Annotated in this window: 18 protein-coding genes; 10 read left to right on the forward strand and 8 right to left on the reverse strand. The window is 71.0% G+C overall.

Annotated features, from left to right (window positions below; translation table 11 throughout):
• Window positions 1–865, reverse strand: an 865-nt coding sequence (glp, locus tag ACFWY9_RS10450; RefSeq protein WP_378338695.1) for a gephyrin-like molybdotransferase Glp, incomplete at its 3' end; no start/stop codon positions are given.
• Between the two features lie 31 nt (window positions 866–896).
• The gene (locus ACFWY9_RS10455) at window positions 897–1,802 is read right to left on the reverse strand and encodes a UTP--glucose-1-phosphate uridylyltransferase (protein WP_378324350.1); all 906 of its coding nucleotides are present in this window, start codon (window positions 1,800–1,802) and stop codon (window positions 897–899) included.
• Window positions 1,803–1,826: 24 nt separating this feature from the next.
• On the opposite strand from ACFWY9_RS10455, the gene ACFWY9_RS10460 reads away from it, so the two are divergent.
• From ACFWY9_RS10460 to mscL, 4 genes are all read left to right on the forward strand, one after another.
• Window positions 1,827–2,417, forward strand: a complete 591-nt coding sequence (locus tag ACFWY9_RS10460; protein ID WP_378324349.1) for a 5-formyltetrahydrofolate cyclo-ligase — start codon at window positions 1,827–1,829, stop codon at window positions 2,415–2,417.
• A gap of 134 nt (window positions 2,418–2,551) precedes the next feature.
• The gene (locus ACFWY9_RS10465) at window positions 2,552–2,893 is read left to right on the forward strand and encodes an FmdB family zinc ribbon protein (protein ID WP_378324348.1); all 342 of its coding nucleotides are present in this window, start codon (window positions 2,552–2,554) and stop codon (window positions 2,891–2,893) included.
• 130 nt (window positions 2,894–3,023) lie between these two features.
• On the forward strand, window positions 3,024–3,695 hold the full coding sequence (locus ACFWY9_RS10470; protein WP_378324347.1) for an SAF domain-containing protein: 672 nt from the start codon (window positions 3,024–3,026) through the stop codon (window positions 3,693–3,695).
• A gap of 82 nt (window positions 3,696–3,777) precedes the next feature.
• Window positions 3,778–4,185 (forward strand): large-conductance mechanosensitive channel protein MscL, encoded by a 408-nt coding sequence (gene mscL, locus ACFWY9_RS10475; RefSeq protein WP_378324346.1) that lies wholly within the window; start codon window positions 3,778–3,780, stop codon window positions 4,183–4,185.
• A gap of 14 nt (window positions 4,186–4,199) precedes the next feature.
• Here the strand turns inward: mscL and ACFWY9_RS10480 are convergent, their stop codons facing one another.
• Together ACFWY9_RS10480 and ACFWY9_RS10485 are read right to left on the reverse strand one after the other, a co-directional pair.
• Window positions 4,200–4,370, reverse strand: coding sequence for a hypothetical protein (locus ACFWY9_RS10480; protein ID WP_378324345.1), 171 nt, complete (start codon window positions 4,368–4,370; stop codon window positions 4,200–4,202).
• Between the two features lie 80 nt (window positions 4,371–4,450).
• Window positions 4,451–4,945, reverse strand: coding sequence for a MogA/MoaB family molybdenum cofactor biosynthesis protein (locus ACFWY9_RS10485; protein WP_345393810.1), 495 nt, complete (start codon window positions 4,943–4,945; stop codon window positions 4,451–4,453).
• A 123-nt stretch (window positions 4,946–5,068) separates the two neighbouring features.
• Between ACFWY9_RS10485 and ACFWY9_RS10490 the strand changes: the two genes are divergently transcribed.
• A complete protein-coding gene (locus ACFWY9_RS10490) occupies window positions 5,069–6,130 on the forward strand; it encodes an NAD-dependent epimerase/dehydratase family protein (protein WP_378324344.1) in 1,062 nt (353 codons plus the stop codon).
• A 99-nt stretch (window positions 6,131–6,229) separates the two neighbouring features.
• Here ACFWY9_RS10490 and ACFWY9_RS10495 read toward each other — a convergent pair whose 3' ends face one another.
• The 4 genes from ACFWY9_RS10495 to ACFWY9_RS10510 all read right to left on the reverse strand — a co-directional run bounded on the left by ACFWY9_RS10495 (window position 6,230) and on the right by ACFWY9_RS10510 (window position 10,847).
• Complete coding sequence (locus ACFWY9_RS10495; RefSeq protein ID WP_378324343.1) at window positions 6,230–7,126, reverse strand: serine hydrolase; 897 nt, start codon at window positions 7,124–7,126, stop codon at window positions 6,230–6,232.
• Window positions 7,127–7,679: 553 nt separating this feature from the next.
• Complete coding sequence (locus ACFWY9_RS10500) at window positions 7,680–8,726, reverse strand: sensor histidine kinase (protein ID WP_378324342.1); 1,047 nt, start codon at window positions 8,724–8,726, stop codon at window positions 7,680–7,682.
• On the reverse strand, window positions 8,723–9,424 hold the full coding sequence (locus ACFWY9_RS10505; protein ID WP_378324341.1) for a response regulator transcription factor: 702 nt from the start codon (window positions 9,422–9,424) through the stop codon (window positions 8,723–8,725). Before ACFWY9_RS10505 ends, ACFWY9_RS10500 begins: the two co-directional genes overlap by 4 nt.
• A gap of 10 nt (window positions 9,425–9,434) precedes the next feature.
• On the reverse strand, window positions 9,435–10,847 hold the full coding sequence (locus ACFWY9_RS10510) for a hypothetical protein (protein WP_378324340.1): 1,413 nt from the start codon (window positions 10,845–10,847) through the stop codon (window positions 9,435–9,437).
• A gap of 158 nt (window positions 10,848–11,005) precedes the next feature.
• Between ACFWY9_RS10510 and ACFWY9_RS10515 the strand changes: the two genes are divergently transcribed.
• From ACFWY9_RS10515 to ACFWY9_RS10535, 5 genes are read left to right on the forward strand one after another with little or no spacing between them, the layout of a single operon-like run.
• The gene (locus tag ACFWY9_RS10515; RefSeq protein ID WP_378324510.1) at window positions 11,006–11,650 is read left to right on the forward strand and encodes a glycosyltransferase family 2 protein; all 645 of its coding nucleotides are present in this window, start codon (window positions 11,006–11,008) and stop codon (window positions 11,648–11,650) included.
• A complete protein-coding gene (locus tag ACFWY9_RS10520; protein WP_378324339.1) occupies window positions 11,647–12,336 on the forward strand; it encodes a DUF2064 domain-containing protein in 690 nt (229 codons plus the stop codon). Before ACFWY9_RS10515 ends, ACFWY9_RS10520 begins: the two co-directional genes overlap by 4 nt.
• Window positions 12,333–12,956, forward strand: a complete 624-nt coding sequence (locus ACFWY9_RS10525) for a methyltransferase domain-containing protein (RefSeq protein WP_378324338.1) — start codon at window positions 12,333–12,335, stop codon at window positions 12,954–12,956. Before ACFWY9_RS10520 ends, ACFWY9_RS10525 begins: the two co-directional genes overlap by 4 nt.
• Window positions 12,953–14,086: a molybdopterin-dependent oxidoreductase gene (locus ACFWY9_RS10530; RefSeq protein WP_378324337.1), complete on the forward strand. Its 1,134-nt coding sequence runs from the start codon at window positions 12,953–12,955 to the stop codon at window positions 14,084–14,086. Before ACFWY9_RS10525 ends, ACFWY9_RS10530 begins: the two co-directional genes overlap by 4 nt.
• Entirely contained in the window at window positions 14,083–14,559 is a 477-nt protein-coding gene (locus tag ACFWY9_RS10535) for a hypothetical protein (RefSeq protein ID WP_378338696.1), read from the forward strand. The genes ACFWY9_RS10530 and ACFWY9_RS10535 overlap by 4 nt, the downstream gene beginning before the upstream one ends.
• Window positions 14,560–14,591 lie beyond the last annotated feature (32 nt).

A 14,591-nucleotide genomic window follows, 5' to 3' on the forward strand; every position in this document is an offset into this window, starting at 1 on the left:
TCGGGGCGGGGCGCGGCGGGGGGGGGGGGGCCGCCCCCCCCCCCCCGGCGACGACGACGATCTCGGACATCAGGAGCCTGCCCTCGACGACCTCGCGCAGCCGCTTCGGATCGCTGGACACGATCCCGACCCGGCTGACTTCCGCTCCGGCGTCCCGCGCGGCCGCGGCGAGCGCGTAGGAGTTGACGTCGTAGACCTGCCCGACCGACGGGGTGCGGTCGATGTCGACCAGCTCGTCACCAACGGAGACGATCGACACGCGGGGCCGCGGGTAAACCAGCACCTTCGCCCTGCCGACCGCGGCGAGCAGACCGACCTGGGCCGAGCCGATCGTGTCGCCGTTGCGCACCGCGACGTCGCCGATCTGGACGTCTTCGCCTGCCCGCCGCACGTACGCCGCCGAGGGAACCGAGCGGTGCACGGTGACCTTCGCCTGGTGTCCGTCGGTGTAGGCGGTGGGCACGACGGCGTCGGCCAGCGTCGGCAGCGGCGCGCCCGTGTCGACCCGCACCGCCTGTCCGGGCTGGAGGCGACGCGGCTGCCGGGATCCGGCGGCGATCTCGCCGACGACGGGCAGCTGGACCGGTTCCTGGCCGGCGGCGCTGACGTCGACGCTGCGGACCGCGTAGCCGTCGACGGCGGCCTGGTCGAATCCGGGCAGGGCGTGTTCGGCGATCACTTCCTCCGCGCACAGCAGGCCCTGTGCCTCGGAGATCGCCACCCGAACCGGCCGCGGGCGCACGGCGGCGTCGAGGGTCAGCGCGATCTGCGCGTCGACGGAGCGGAATTCGCCGGGCTCGGCCGGGATCTCCGTCACGTCGGCCATGCCGGGCTCTTCGGTCGGTGCGTCGAGGGAGTCGGTCATGCGATCGCCTCGATTCGCTCGCGAGCGTCGCTCATGCGCGATCTTCCCCGATCCGTTCGGTCAGCCACGCCCGTAACGATGGCCCGTACTCGGGGGTTTCAAGCGCGAAATCGACGGCGGCACGCAGAAAACCACCCGGATTCCCCAGATCGTGCCTGCCGCCGCGATGGACGACGATGTGTACCGGGTGCCCCTCGGCGATGAGCAGCGCGACCGCGTCGGTCAGCTGCAGCTCGCCACCGGAGCCCGGGGTGATCCGCTTGAGCGCGTCGAAGATCGCCCGGTCCAGCAGGTAGCGGCCGGCCGCGGCGAACGTCGAAGGCGCGTCCTCGGGCTTCGGCTTCTCGACCATGCCGTGCACCCGCTTGACGTCGGGGTCGCCGGTGTCGGTGACGTCGAAGACGCCGTACGGGGAGATCTGTTCCTTGGGGATGTCGAACGCGCACAGCACACTGCCGCCGTGTTCGGCGCGGACCGCGGACATCCGGTCGAGGACGCCGGTGGGCAGGACGAGGTCGTCGGGCAGCAGGACGGCGACCGCTTCGTCCTCCGGAGTCAGATTCGGCTCTGCCTGCGCGACGGCGTGCCCCAGTCCGAGCGCCTGCTCCTGGATCGCCACCTCGACGTCGAGCAGGCCGGGCCCGCGGCGGACCTTCTCCAGCAGTTCGGTCTTGCCCTTGGCCTCGAGCGTCTTCTCCAGCTCCGGCTGGTCCTCGAAGTACTTGACGACCGATTCCTTGCCGGGCGATGTCACGATCACCAGGCGCTTCGCGCCCGCGGCGGCGGCTTCGCTCGCGACCAGCTCGATGCCCGGTGTGTCGACCACCGGGAGCAGTTCTTTCGGCACTGCTTTCGTGGCCGGCAGGAAGCGTGTGCCGAGGCCCGCGGCAGGCACGATGGCGGTTTGGAACGTCTGCGAGGTCGTAGCGCCCGTCATGGGCGCAAAGCCTAACCTGGTCCCATGCAGGGGCTGGGCAATGAGCACCCGAGCAAGGCGGAGTGGCGTACCCGGCTCACCCGGGCGCGGGGTGCCGTCTCGCCCGAACAGCACGCCGCGGATGCCGCCGCGCTCGCCGAAACGGCCGCGACACTGGCGCGCGGGACCGTCTGCGCGTACCTGCCGTTCGGCACCGAACCGGGGTCGGTGGCACTGCTCGACGCGCTGCTCGCGGGCGGCGCGCGCGTGCTTCTCCCCATCGTCCCGCCGACGCCGGGGCCGTTGGAGTGGGCCGAGTACACCGGAGAGGATGCGCTGGTCAACGGCCATTTTCGCGGGGTCAGGGAGCCGTCGGGACCGAAGCTGGGAGCGCACGCGGTCGGCGAGGCCGGCCTGGTGCTGGTGCCCGCGCTGGGCGTCGATCGCCGGGGCGTCCGGCTGGGCCGGGGCGCGGGGTTCTACGACCGTTCGCTGGTTTTCGCCCCCGACGCGGATCTGCTCGCCGTGGTCCGCGACGAGGAGCTGGTCGATCTGCTGCCCGGCCAGGATCACGACATCCGCATGCGCGGCGCGCTGACGCCGGGACGTGGTGTGGTCCGGTTCACAGAACTGTGAAAGCCGCAGCGCTACCTGTGGCGTGTCCAGCCCGCCCTCCGCACGGAGCAGGAGGGGAATTGCGCTGGGGGAATGCTGTGCCGCACAATCGCGTTAGCACTCTTGTAGAGCGAGTGCCAGTGAAGGAGCAAGCCGTGCCGACCTACCAGTACGCCTGCAAGGAATGCGACCACCGCTTCGAGGCCGTGCAGTCGTTTTCCGATCCCAGCCTGACCGTGTGCCCGCAGTGCTCCGGCCAGCTCCGCAAGGTCTTCAGCTCGGTCGGCGTGGTCTTCAAGGGCAGCGGCTTCTACCGCACGGACTCGCGGGACTCGTCGAAGTCGAGCACGACCGCCACCCCGGCGAAGAGCGAGGGCTCGAAGCCGGAGTCCAAGTCCGACTCCTCCAAGTCCGACTCGGGCGGTTCCAGCAGCTCGAGCACAAGCTCGTCATCCTCCTCCTCGGGTACGACGAAAACGGCCGCGGCCGCCTCCTGACGACCTGGGTTATCCACAACACCCCAGTTGTCCACAGCTCGCGGGTCCGGCCCTTTCGCCGGACCCCGCGTCGTCCCTAACGTCGGATTCATGCGGCACCGCGCCGCACCGATCCGCAGAGGGGGACACCATGCACTCACTGCTCCGCACTCATCTGCCTGCTCTTGCCGGGCTGCCCGTACTGGGTTGGCTGCGCGGGCGCCGGGCCCGGTTGCTCCGCCGCTGGCTCGCCGCCGGTCTGCTGCTCACGGGGTCACTGGCGCTGCTGCTCCCGGCGTCCGCGAGAGGCGCGCCCGGCACGCCGACCGTCGTCACCGTCCGCGATCTTCCTGCGGGCACGGTGCTGCACGCCACCGACGTCAAACTGGCCGAGGTGCCCGATCCCGTCCGCCCCACCGGCGCTCTCGGGGATCCCGGAGTCCTCGAAGGACGGCTGCTGGCCGGCCCGGCACGGGCGGGTGAGCCCCTCACCGACGTCCGCTTGGTGGGCGAGAGCATCCCCGGAACGGGTGATCCGACGACGTCCACGGTGCCGGTCCGACTGGCCGACGCGGGCGTCGCCGAGTTACTCCGTCCTGGCCGGCGTGTCGACGTCGTGGCCGCCGCGGAAGCGGGCGCTCCGGCATCGGTGCTGGCCAGCCAAGCCGTGGTGGTGACCGTCGGCCGGGCGGAGGCCGGTGGGGTCCGCGGGATCGGCCCGCCGGAGAAGGGCCCGCTGGTGCTGCTGACCCTTCCGGCGGCGGTCGCGACACAGGTCGCGGCGACTTCGCTGGAACGACCGGTAACAGTTACTCTCCGCTAGCCCGCACCCCTTCGTGGCGTGACGGCGTCCCCCGGAGTCAGCGGGTCGGTCGAGTCACCGTCCCCGGTCTTGAGGAGTCAGTGTGCTCAAAGGTTTCAAGGATTTCCTGATGCGCGGCAACGTCGTCGACCTCGCTGTCGCGGTGGTCATCGGCGCGGCCTTCACCTCGATCGTCACGGCGTTCACCAACGGCCTGATCAAGCCGTTGATCAACGCGATCGGCGGCACGGACGCGGCGCAGGGCCTCGGCTTCCGGGTCCTGGGCGCGAACGAGTCGACGTTCATGGACTTCGGCGGTGTCATCAACGCGGCGATCAACTTCGTGCTCGTGGCCGCGGTGGTGTACTTCGCGATCGTGCTGCCGGTGAAGCACCTGCAGGAGCGGCGCAAGCGTGGTCAGGAGTCCGGGCCCGCCGAGCCGACCGACGTCGAGTTGCTGAAGGAAATCCGGGACCTGTTGCGCGCGCAGCAGCAGAACGGCCGGAACTGACTCCGATGGCCGCGTCAGCGGTCGTGATGGGGCGGGCGGTTCTCCAGGTACCACGAGTCGGGGTCCGGGCCGCCGGGCTCGGGGCCCCGCTCGTCGGACGTCGTCTCGGGCAGGACGTCCCCGAAGATCTCGTCCACCCGCCGTTTCTCACGGGGACTCTGGGGTTTGCGTTCTCGGCCCGGCATGACCCCATTGTCCCACCGCCGCCACGGCGGCCCATCCGCAGCTTGAAAACTCCAGAGAGATGAATCGCCGGGAGGGCCGGTCAGTCCAGGCCGGAGAGTTCGTCGATCACGTGCGGGACGAGTGACGACAGGGTCGCCATGCCGTCACGGACGGCGGCACGGGAGCCGGCGAGGTTGACCACGAGCGTGCTGCCGGAGACCCCGGCGAGACCACGCGAGATCCCGGCATCGACGGCGCCCGCGGCGAGCCCGGAGGCGCGCAGTGCTTCGCCGATGCCCGGGATGGGGCGGTCGAGGACGCCGGCCGTGGCGTCGGGGGTGCGGTCCCGGGGTGAGACCCCGGTGCCGCCGACGGTGATCACGAGGTCGGCGCCGCCGATCACGGCGGTGTTGAGCGCGTTGCGAATGCCCGCGGTCTCGGCCTCGACCACGACGACACCGTCGACGATGAAACCCGCTTCTTCGAGCAGCTCCGTGACCAGCGGGCCGGTGTTGTCCTCGTGTTCGCCGTGCGCGACGCGGTCGTCCACGATGACCACGAGGGCTCGGCCCAGCCGTTGTGCACTCCGTTCCATGGCGACCACCGTAGCCGGTTCCGGGCGGCCCGGCTCGTGCCGGTGCGGGGAGTTTCTGACGATTCCGTGACGTGATCGGCTTCCGCCGGGTTCCTGCCGCCCGGTGCCCCTAGCGTCGGGGGTGTGCGCGTTCTCATCACCGGCGGGGCCGGGTTCATCGGCTCCCACATCGCCGACCTGCTGGCCGATTCGGGCGACGAGGTCGTGGTGCTGGACAAGCTGCTGTCCACGGCTCACGGCTCGTCGTCCCCACCGGCCTACACACGACGGCACCGTTTCCTGCGGGGTGACGTCACCGACACCGAGATCGTCGCCGAACTGCTGGACGGCGTCGACGCGGTATGTCACCAGGCGGCGGTGGTCGGACACGGCGTCGATCCCTCGGACGCACCGTCGTACGCGCTGCACAACGACTACGGCACGGCGGTGCTGCTGGCCGGGATGTATGCCGCCGGGGTGACGAAGCTGGTGCTGGCCTCGTCGATGGTGGTCTACGGCGAAGGGCGGTACGCGTGCCCGGAACACGGTGTCGTCCCGCCTTCGCCACGCCGCCAGTCCGATGTGGACGAAGGACGGTTCGAGCCGAGGTGTCCCCGGTGCGGCGCCGAGCTGGGCTGGCGGCTCGTGCCCGAGGACGCGCCGCTGTCGCCCCGCAGCACGTACGCGGCCACCAAGCTGGCCCAGGAGCACCTGGCGGCCGCGTGGGCACGGCAGACCGGCGGCACGGTGTGGGCGATGCGGTATCACAACGTGTACGGGCCGCGGATGCCGCAGAACACGCCCTACGCCGGAGTGGCGTCGCTGTTCCGTTCGGCGCTGCTGCGCGGCGAAGCGCCGACCGTGCTCGAAGACGGCGGGCAGCAGCGGGACTTCGTCCATGTCCACGACGTCGCCAGAGCGAACGCGCTCGCCCTGCGCATCGACGGCCCGTCCGGCGACCTCGTGCCGTTGAACGTGTGCTCCGGCGAACCACACACCGTCGGCGAGCTGGCCGAAGAGCTCGCCCGCGCGTGCGCCGGTCCGGCACCCCGCGTCGTCGGCGGCGCGCGGCCCGCCGACGTCCGGCACGTCGTAGCCAATCCGGCCCGTGCCAAGGAGCTACTCGGGTTCACCGCGGAAACCGGCTTCGCGGAGGGCATCGCGGACTTCGCCACGGCCGAACTCCGCGATCCGGTGGGCGGTTGACGGGTCGTAGCGGCGGTGGCTGGTGTCCGGTGAACCCCCGGCACCAGCGGCCACCTGGTCCATAGTGGACTGATCTGGCGGGAGCGGCTCTGGGTGTGACTAGCTGAGCTTCCAGCCGCCACTCGCGGTGAGTGAGCCCTTCAGCACGCCGGTGGCGGTGGTGAGCGCCGTGGTCGCGGTGGTCCAGTCGATGGTTTCGTTCCAGGAGCCCATCACCACGACGGCGAAGGTCCGGGACGCGGTTCGGACCAGGCCCGTGGTGTTGAGCACCCGCCGGCCACCGGAGGTGCCCCAGCCCTGCTTCACCGCCCACTCCGAGCCCGGGAACGCGCGCGGGATCCCGAAGTGCTGGTCGAAGCCATCGGCGGCGCTGCGCGGGGCGCTTTCCATCGCCTCGGTGACGAAGTCGCGTTCCTCTTCGGGCAGCTTCGCGGTGATGTGCCGGTAGACCGTGATGACGTCAGCGGGCGACATCTGGGTGGAGCCCCATTGGCCGGCGTCGTCGGGGGGCGAGGTGTGCGCGAGCCCCAGCTTCTCGGCCTGCCGCCGGACGATCGCGGGCCCGCCGTGCTGTTGCCACAGGCTGCTGGCGACGCGATCGTCGCTGGCCGCGAGCATGTCTTGGACGGCCGTTGCCGTGCTGCCCGAGGGCACCCCGGAACTGTCCATCAGGTCCAGCGCGATGAGCAGTTTCACCACGGACGCGGTGGGCTGCGCCTGATCGGCTTTCCAGCTCAGCTCCACCGCGCACGCGTCCAGATCGACGACCTCGATCTCGAGACGGGGATCGTTTCCCTTGCTCAGCAACGCTTCCCTGGCTTCGGCGATGGCACTCGCGTGCTCGCCCGCCGTCTCGGCCGGAGCCGAGCCGCACCCGGTGTGCCAGTCCTCGCTTCCGGATCCGCCGATGAGGGCGATCGTGGCGCACAGACCTCCCACCACGACGAGCGCGGCGATCACCACGAGCACCTTCATCTGTGCGAACTGCTTCAGCAACGGTCCACCTCCGCCGGAAACGCGAGCAGTCCGAAGCTATTCAGGATGGGGGCCGGGGGTATCGTCCGAAGAGCCGGTGCATTCCGGCCAGCCGGTGGGCAACCTCGCCGGAACGTGCGTCTACATCGGCCGAATGGCCGATCCCCCGCGATCCCCGTTGCGCTAAGCGGAAAACCGGAAGCGAGTGGGCAGGGCGAAGGCGCCCGGCGCGACGGAGCCGGGTTGGAGCCAACGGCCCGTTCGGTCCGGCGGAGTATCCGAGGGCGCCCCGGCAGCCGGGGGCTTCGAGTCGGCGGCACCGCCGGTATCGCTCGCCGCAGGCGCGGTACTCGGCCAACGGCGGCAACTTCGTCCGTAGCGACAAGGACTGCCCTCGGAGAGGTGGATCCGATTCGGCCGTGTATCCCGTCAGCGGTCTGTGCAGCCTGCGGCGCGGATCGAGGCCATGCGCAGCGCCGCGCGGATCACTGGCCACACGTTCTGCGAGCGAGCACGGAAATCTCGCCGCGCTCCCGTGACCGGAACACGGGCACGCTCCGGCCCGGCGGCGAACTCAGGGTGTGGCCAGCGGCAGGCGGACTTCGAACCGGCAGCCGGGGCCGTGGTTGAGCACACCGATCCGGCCGTGATGTGCCTCGACGAGGCCTTTGGCGATCGCGAGACCGAGCCCGCCACCGGCCTCGCCACCACGTTCCGGTGTCCGCGCCCTGGTTCCGCGGAAGGCGACGTCGAAGACGCGGCCGATCTCGTCCTCGGGGATACCGCCGCAGGAGTCGTCGACGGCGAGCAGCGCGTCGGTGCCGTCCACGCCGAGCTGCACCGCGACCGTGCCGTCCGGCGGGGTGTGCCGGATCGCGTTGGACACCAGGTTCCGCACGATCCGCGCCAGTTCGGGGTCGCTGCCGGAGACCACCGGCCAGGCGTCGGCGTTTTCCAGCACCCGCACGCGTTTGCGTTGGGCCACCGGCGCTTGCGCGGCGACCGCGTCGCTCACGACATCCCGCAGCGGCACGGAGGACATGGTCAGCCGCAAGGCACCCGCGGTGATCCGGGACAGTTCGAACAGGTCGCCGACCATGCCGGACAGCCGGGTGGTCTCGCCGGCGATGCGCTGGGCGTACTCGGTCACCTCGGCGGGCTCGGACACGACTCCGTCCGCGAGTGCCTCGGCCATCGCCTGGATCCCCGCCAGGGGGCTGCGCAGGTCGTGGCTGATCCACGCGACAAGTTCGCGGCGCGAGGCCTCGGCGGCCCGTTCCCGGTCGCGGGCCTCCCGTTCCCAGACGCTGCGCCGTGCGATCGCCCGGCCGAGCACGATCGCGGCGGGCACGGTGATCAGTGCGACGAGCAGGCACACCAGCGCCATCGTGGTCAGCGCCGGGGTGAACATGAACCCACTGACGCCGAGTACCCCGACGAGGGTGGCGAGGACCGGGATCAGCACGAGCACGGTCAGGGCGCTGGCGAGCGAGCCTCGGCGCAGCACATAGAGCACGACGCCGCCGAGCACCGCGACCGGCAGCGAGAACAGCAGCGCGACCGGCAGGATGTGCCAGACATGCGCCAGCATGGCGCCGAAGGACTCGCTGGGTTCGATCATGGCTGTATCCGGTCGTAGCGGTAGCCGACGCCCCACACCGTCGCCACGCGGGCGGGTTTCGCCGGGTCCCGTTCGATCTTCTCCCGCAACCGTCGCACGTGGACGGTCACAGTGGACTGATCGCCGAAGTCCCAGCCCCACACCTTCTCCAGCAGGTCGGCCCGGGAGAAGGCGACGCCGGGATGGGCGAGGAAGAACGCGAGCAGGTCGAACTCACGGGTGGTCAGCGGGAGTTCGGCTCCGTCAAGGGTGGCGTGCCGGGCGGACATCTGCAGCCGGAGGTTCCCGTCGGCGAGTTCCGCGGCGGCGGGCTGCGGCAGCGGCATCCGCGCGCGGCGCAACACGGACGCCACCCGCAACGCGAGTTCCTTGGGGCTGAAGGGTTTCGTGACGTAGTCGTCGGCGCCGAGCTGGAGACCGGCGATCCGGTTCTCCTCCTCGCCGAGCGCGGTGAGCATGACGATCGGCACCTGGCTCAGCTGCCGGAGCCTGCGGCACACCTCGAGCCCGTTGACGCCGGGCATCATGACGTCGAGCACGACCAGGTCCGGCTCCTGGCTCGCGAACTTCGCCAGCCCCTCGGCGCCGTCGCCCGCCATGTCGACGGTGAAGCCGGCGACTTCGAGGTAGCGCCGGACGACGTCGCGGACGGTCTCGTCGTCGTCCACCACGAGCACCCGGCCGGGCTGTTCGGTCATCGGTGTCCCCTCACCAGCTCGTCAGCAGCAGATGGTTGACCGCCAGCGCAGTCACCGCCTGCCCGGCCAGCCACCAGCGGCGGGCCGGGAGCGGCAGCAACGCGGTCAGCAGCAGCACCCACGCCACGAACGGTAGCCAGATCCGTTCGACCTCCGCCTTCGACAGGCCGGAGACATCCGCCGCCACGATCGTGAGCAGTGCGGCGAGCCCGATCAGCAGCACCGGGTCACGCAGCCGGGACCATCGCGGTTTCGGCAGGAACACCTCGGTGACACCGCGCCGGGCGGCGGCGATGAGGGCGGGTCCCGCGGCGACGGCCACCGCGGCGAGGTCGGCCCACACCCAGTACGAATACGGCCGCAGCGTGGCGATGCCCTGGTAGTACCGCTCGACGACCAGGTGATATCCGTCCAGCCACCAGAAACCGGCGACGGCGAAGGCCGCGACGACACCCAGCGCCGTAGCCAGGGCGAGCGCGGCCGCGACCCATTGCCTGCCCAGCACGGTCACCACGAGGGCCACCAGCCCCAGCAGCACCAGGCCGTAGGACAGGAAGATCCCGAACCCGAGCAGCACTCCGGCCGCGAGGGCCACCGGCGCGGCGTAGCGGCGGCCCTGCGCGAATCCGGCTGCCGCGAGCGCGAGCAGTGCGACGCCGGTCGCGGTGACTCCGGCGAAGAGGCCGTCGGCGGAGACGCCCATCCACACCGCGGCCGGGCCCAGCACGGCGAACGGCAATATCGCGCGAGCAGCGTCGGGACGTCCGAGCAGCGACACGGTGGCGGGTACGGCGACCGCGACGAGACCGCCCACGAGGACGACGAGCGTCGAGGCCCAGGCGCCGCCGTGCAGGCCGAGCCGGCCGAGCCAGACGAACACGAGGGTGGCCCCTGGCGGATGCCCCGAGACGTGGGTTGTCCAGGAATTCGGCTGGAAGTCGAGAATGCGCGAGGAGAATTCCCTCAGCATGCGCGGGATGTCGGTGATCCCGGGTACCTCGTGCAGGTATTCGTCCGGTGTCGTGAGGCGGCCGGTGAATCCGCGCGTCCAGCCGTCGACCATGGCGAGCGAGAACGTCCAGCCCAGCGACGTGAGATACCCGGCGGCGAGTGCGCGGCGCCACGGCAGCCGGGCAGCGAGCGCCGGTCCCCAGGCCACGACGGCGAAGGCGATCAGCACGGCGAAGACCGAGCCCGGGCCGAGGTGCGGCAGCCAGACCGCGAACAGCGGCGGTGCCTGGGCGTAGATGACCACTCCGGAACCCGGCCGGTTGTAGTACAGCCCCACCACGGTGGCCGCGGCGATCACCAGGAGGGCCGCGCCGACGGCGATCAGGTCGGCGCGGGGGAACCGGCGGGTTCGGACAGGCGCGGGCGGGCCCGGCGCGTCGGCGACCTGGGCAGCCGGAATCGACTCGCTCATCACCGGCACCTTAGCCCCGTGCCCCGCTGTCCACCGGGTCTCGCGGCGATCCGTCACCGGTCGGTAAGAATTCGCCCGCCGTCACATTTTGGTAAGCAGCGCAAGGATTTCACACCGTCCATCCCGGACTTACCGTACGAGCCGTGAGGGAATTCGAGGTGGATGTCGTACTCCCGTGCCTGGACGAGGCCGGGGCGCTCCCCGCTGTCCTGCGCGGGCTGCCGCCGGGGTACCGGGCCATTGTCATCGACAACGGTTCGGCGGACGGATCGCCCGAGATCGCCGCCGCATGCGGTGCGAAGGTCGTCCACGAACCTCGGCGAGGTTACGGCGCGGCCGTGCACACGGGCTTGGAGTGCGCCACGGCGGACATCGTGTGTTTCGCCGACGCGGACGGTTCGCTCGATCTGGCCGACCTGCCGCGATTGGTCGAGGCGGTGCGCTCGGGTACGGATCTCGCTGTCGGCAGACGAGTGCCGACCAGCTCCCGGGCGTGGCCATGGCATGCGCGGGCGGGCAACGTGGCGCTGTCGCTGCTGTTGCGGAGCCGGGGTCTGCCGGTACACGACATCGCGCCGCTGCGGGCCGCGCGACGGCAGGCGCTACTCGATCTCGACGTCGTCGACCGCGCTTTCGGGTATCCGCTCGAACTGCTGGTCAAGGCCCAGCGTGCTGGTTGGCACGTGCGCGAGTTCGACGTCAGCTACGGCGAGCGGGCCGCCGGGACGAAGTCGAAGGTGTCCGGCTCGGTGCGGGGCACGCTGCGTGCGGTCCGGGACTTCGGGCGGGTGCTGGCCCGATGACCGCCCGGTTCTGCCTGCTGGTGGTGGCGAAAGCGCCCGTGCCCGGGTTTGCGAAGACCCGCCTGTGTCCCCCGGCCACCGCGGCCCAGGCGGCCGAAATCGCCGCGGCCGCGTTGCTCGACACGCTCGCCGCGGTCCGTGCGACCGCCGGTGCCGTGCCGATGGTGGCGATGACCGGTGACCTCGGCGATGCCGCCCGGGGCACGGAGATCGCCGAGGCGCTGAGCGAGGTCACGGTCATCGCCCAGCGTGGTGGAGATTTCGGTGAGCGGCTCGCCAACGCCCACGCAGACACCGTCGCCGCGTACCCCGGGGTACCGGTGTTGCAGATTGGCATGGACACCCCGCAGGTCACGCCCAGCCTATTGGAGAGCGCGATGATTCCCTTGCTGCGCAAGGAATCCGATGCGGCACTGGGCTTCGCCGAGGACGGCGGCTGGTGGGCGCTCGGGCTGCGCGACCCGCTCGACGCGCGAGTCCTCGCCGACGTCCCGATGTCGCGGCCGGACACCGGCGAACGGACCTGGCAGGCGCTGGCCGTCTCCGGCTTGTCCGTCACTCCGGTCAGCACACTGTCCGATGTGGACACCATCGCCGATGCCCACCGCGTGGCGACGTTGTGCCCCGGAAGCCGATTCGCCCGCGCGGTGGCCGAGGTCGCCGTGCTCCCGGTGGCCGTCCGATGAAGGCGGGCACGGAGTTCGACCACGGCCTGCTCGGCCATCGATGCTGGCTGGAACTCGCGAACGGTGAGCGGGTCGAACTGCCGGTGGAGCGCTGGACCGGCCGCCCGTGTCCCGGGGACGACGTGCTGCTCGACGCCTGCACCGGCCCGACCCTCGACATCGGCTGCGGGCCGGGACGGCTCACCGCGGCACTGGCCCGACGAGGTGTCGCCTCGCTCGGCGTCGACAGTTCGCCCACCGCGGTCCGGCTCACCCACCAGCGCGGCGGCGTCGCCTTGTGCCGCAGCGTGTTCGAGCGCATTCCCGGCGAGGGCCGCTGGCGGCACGCGCTGCTCGCGGACGGCAACATCGGCATCGGCGGCGAACCCGCGACGTTGCTCCAGCGCACCGCGGCGCTCATCGCCGAGGACGGCGATGTCCTGGTCGAACTCGACCCGCCGGGGTTCGGCCTGCGGCACGAACGGGTGCGGCTGCTGCCCGGCCGTCCCGAGGGCCGGTGGTTCACCTGGGCGTGGGTCGGCGCGGACCGGATCACCGAGGTCGCGGCGACCGCCGGACTCCACGTCGCCTGGATCGCCCGGCACGGGCATCGCTGGTTCGCACGGCTGGAGAAAGTATGAAACGGCTGCCGATTCCGGACGAAAAGCGTTTCGCGGCCGCGGCGCACTCCCCGCGGGTCACGGCACGGATCGGGCTGTGGCTGGCGATCACGTTCACCACGTGCTTCGTGACCGGCCTGCTCAGTCACCTCATCCAGCATCCGCCGACGTGGTTCTTCTGGCCCAGCAGACCGATCTGGCTCTATCGCGTCACCCAGGGGCTGCATGTCGTCTCCGGCGTCGCGTCGATCCCGCTGTTGCTGGCGAAACTGTGGAGTGTCTATCCGAAGCTGTTCGGCAGGCCGCTCGTGCGGTCGATCCCGCACGCGGTGGAGCGACTGTCGATCCTGGTGCTGTCGGCGGCCGCGTTCTTCGAGCTGACCACCGGTCTGCTCAACGTCGCGCAGAACTACCCGTGGACGTTCTACTTCCCACAGGTGCACTACGCCGTCGCATGGGTGGCGATCGGCTCGATCCTGGTGCACATCGCGGTGAAGCTCCCGGTCATCCGCCGGGCACTGACCCGTGAACCAGCTGGCGATCCCGAACCGCAGTCGGCCGGCTTGTCCCGGCGAGGGTTCCTGCGCACCACGTGGCTGGCCGCCGGGGTGTCCGTGGTCGCGACGGCGGGCGCGACGGTTCCGTTGCTACGTAACGTCTCCGGGCTGTCGTGGCGCACGGGCAACGGAACTCAGGGCCTGCCGGTGAACCGCACCGCCACCGCCGCGGGGGTGGTTCAGGCGGCACAAGCCACGACGTGGCGGCTGTCCGTGGTGACCTCGGCCGGGACGCGGACGTTCTCGCTCGCCGAACTCCGCGCGCTTCCGCAGACCACGGCCGAGCTGCCGATCGCCTGCGTCGAGGGCTGGAGTCAGTCGGCGGTCTGGCGCGGCGTCGCCTTTCCGACGCTACTCGAAACCGTTGGCACACAACCAGGCTCCACGGTACGAGTGTCCTCTTTGGAGCGTTCCGGACTGTACGGCGTGAGTGTGCTACCCGGCGAGCACACGGCGGACGCGTTGACGCTGCTCGCGCTCGAACTCAACGGCGAGGTGCTCGACCTGGACCACGGCTTTCCCTGCCGGGTCATCGCGCCGAGCCGTCCCGGTGTCCTGCAGACGAAGTGGGTCTCGAAGCTGGAGGTCCTGTGAGAACGGCGCGAATTCTGCTGCTACTTCTCGGGCTCGCCTCGCTGGTCTGGGGCGCGATCTTGTTCGGCGAGTACCTTTTCCCGCTCCGCGCCGACGTGATCGGCACGCTCGGCTGGCTCATCGGCGGCCCGCTGGTGCACGACGCGGTGATCGCGCCGGTGGTCGGCCTCGCCGGGCTCGGCGTGAGCCGCCTCGTGCCCCCGTTGTGGCGAGCGCCGGTGCTGGCCGGGGCCGCCTTCAGCGGAGTGCTGGGGCTGCTGGCGTTTCCGCTGTTGTGGCGGCCCTACGGCAACCCGCCGATGCCAGGGCTGCACGACGGGCATCCCGGCGTCGGCCTGCTGCTCACGCTCGTCGTGGTCTGGGCGTTGGCCGTGCTGGCCGGTGTCGGCCGGACGCTGCTCGCCCGGCGCCGTACAGACAAGAGCCACGGGGGGCCCGGGTTTTTTGGGGGGGGCGGCGGGGGTGGGAATTGACGGCCCCCCCCCACGCCGGTGGGGTTTGAGGG

The organism is Amycolatopsis sp. NPDC059027 (genome assembly GCF_042739735.1).
GTDB lineage: Bacteria > Actinomycetota > Actinomycetes > Mycobacteriales > Pseudonocardiaceae > Amycolatopsis.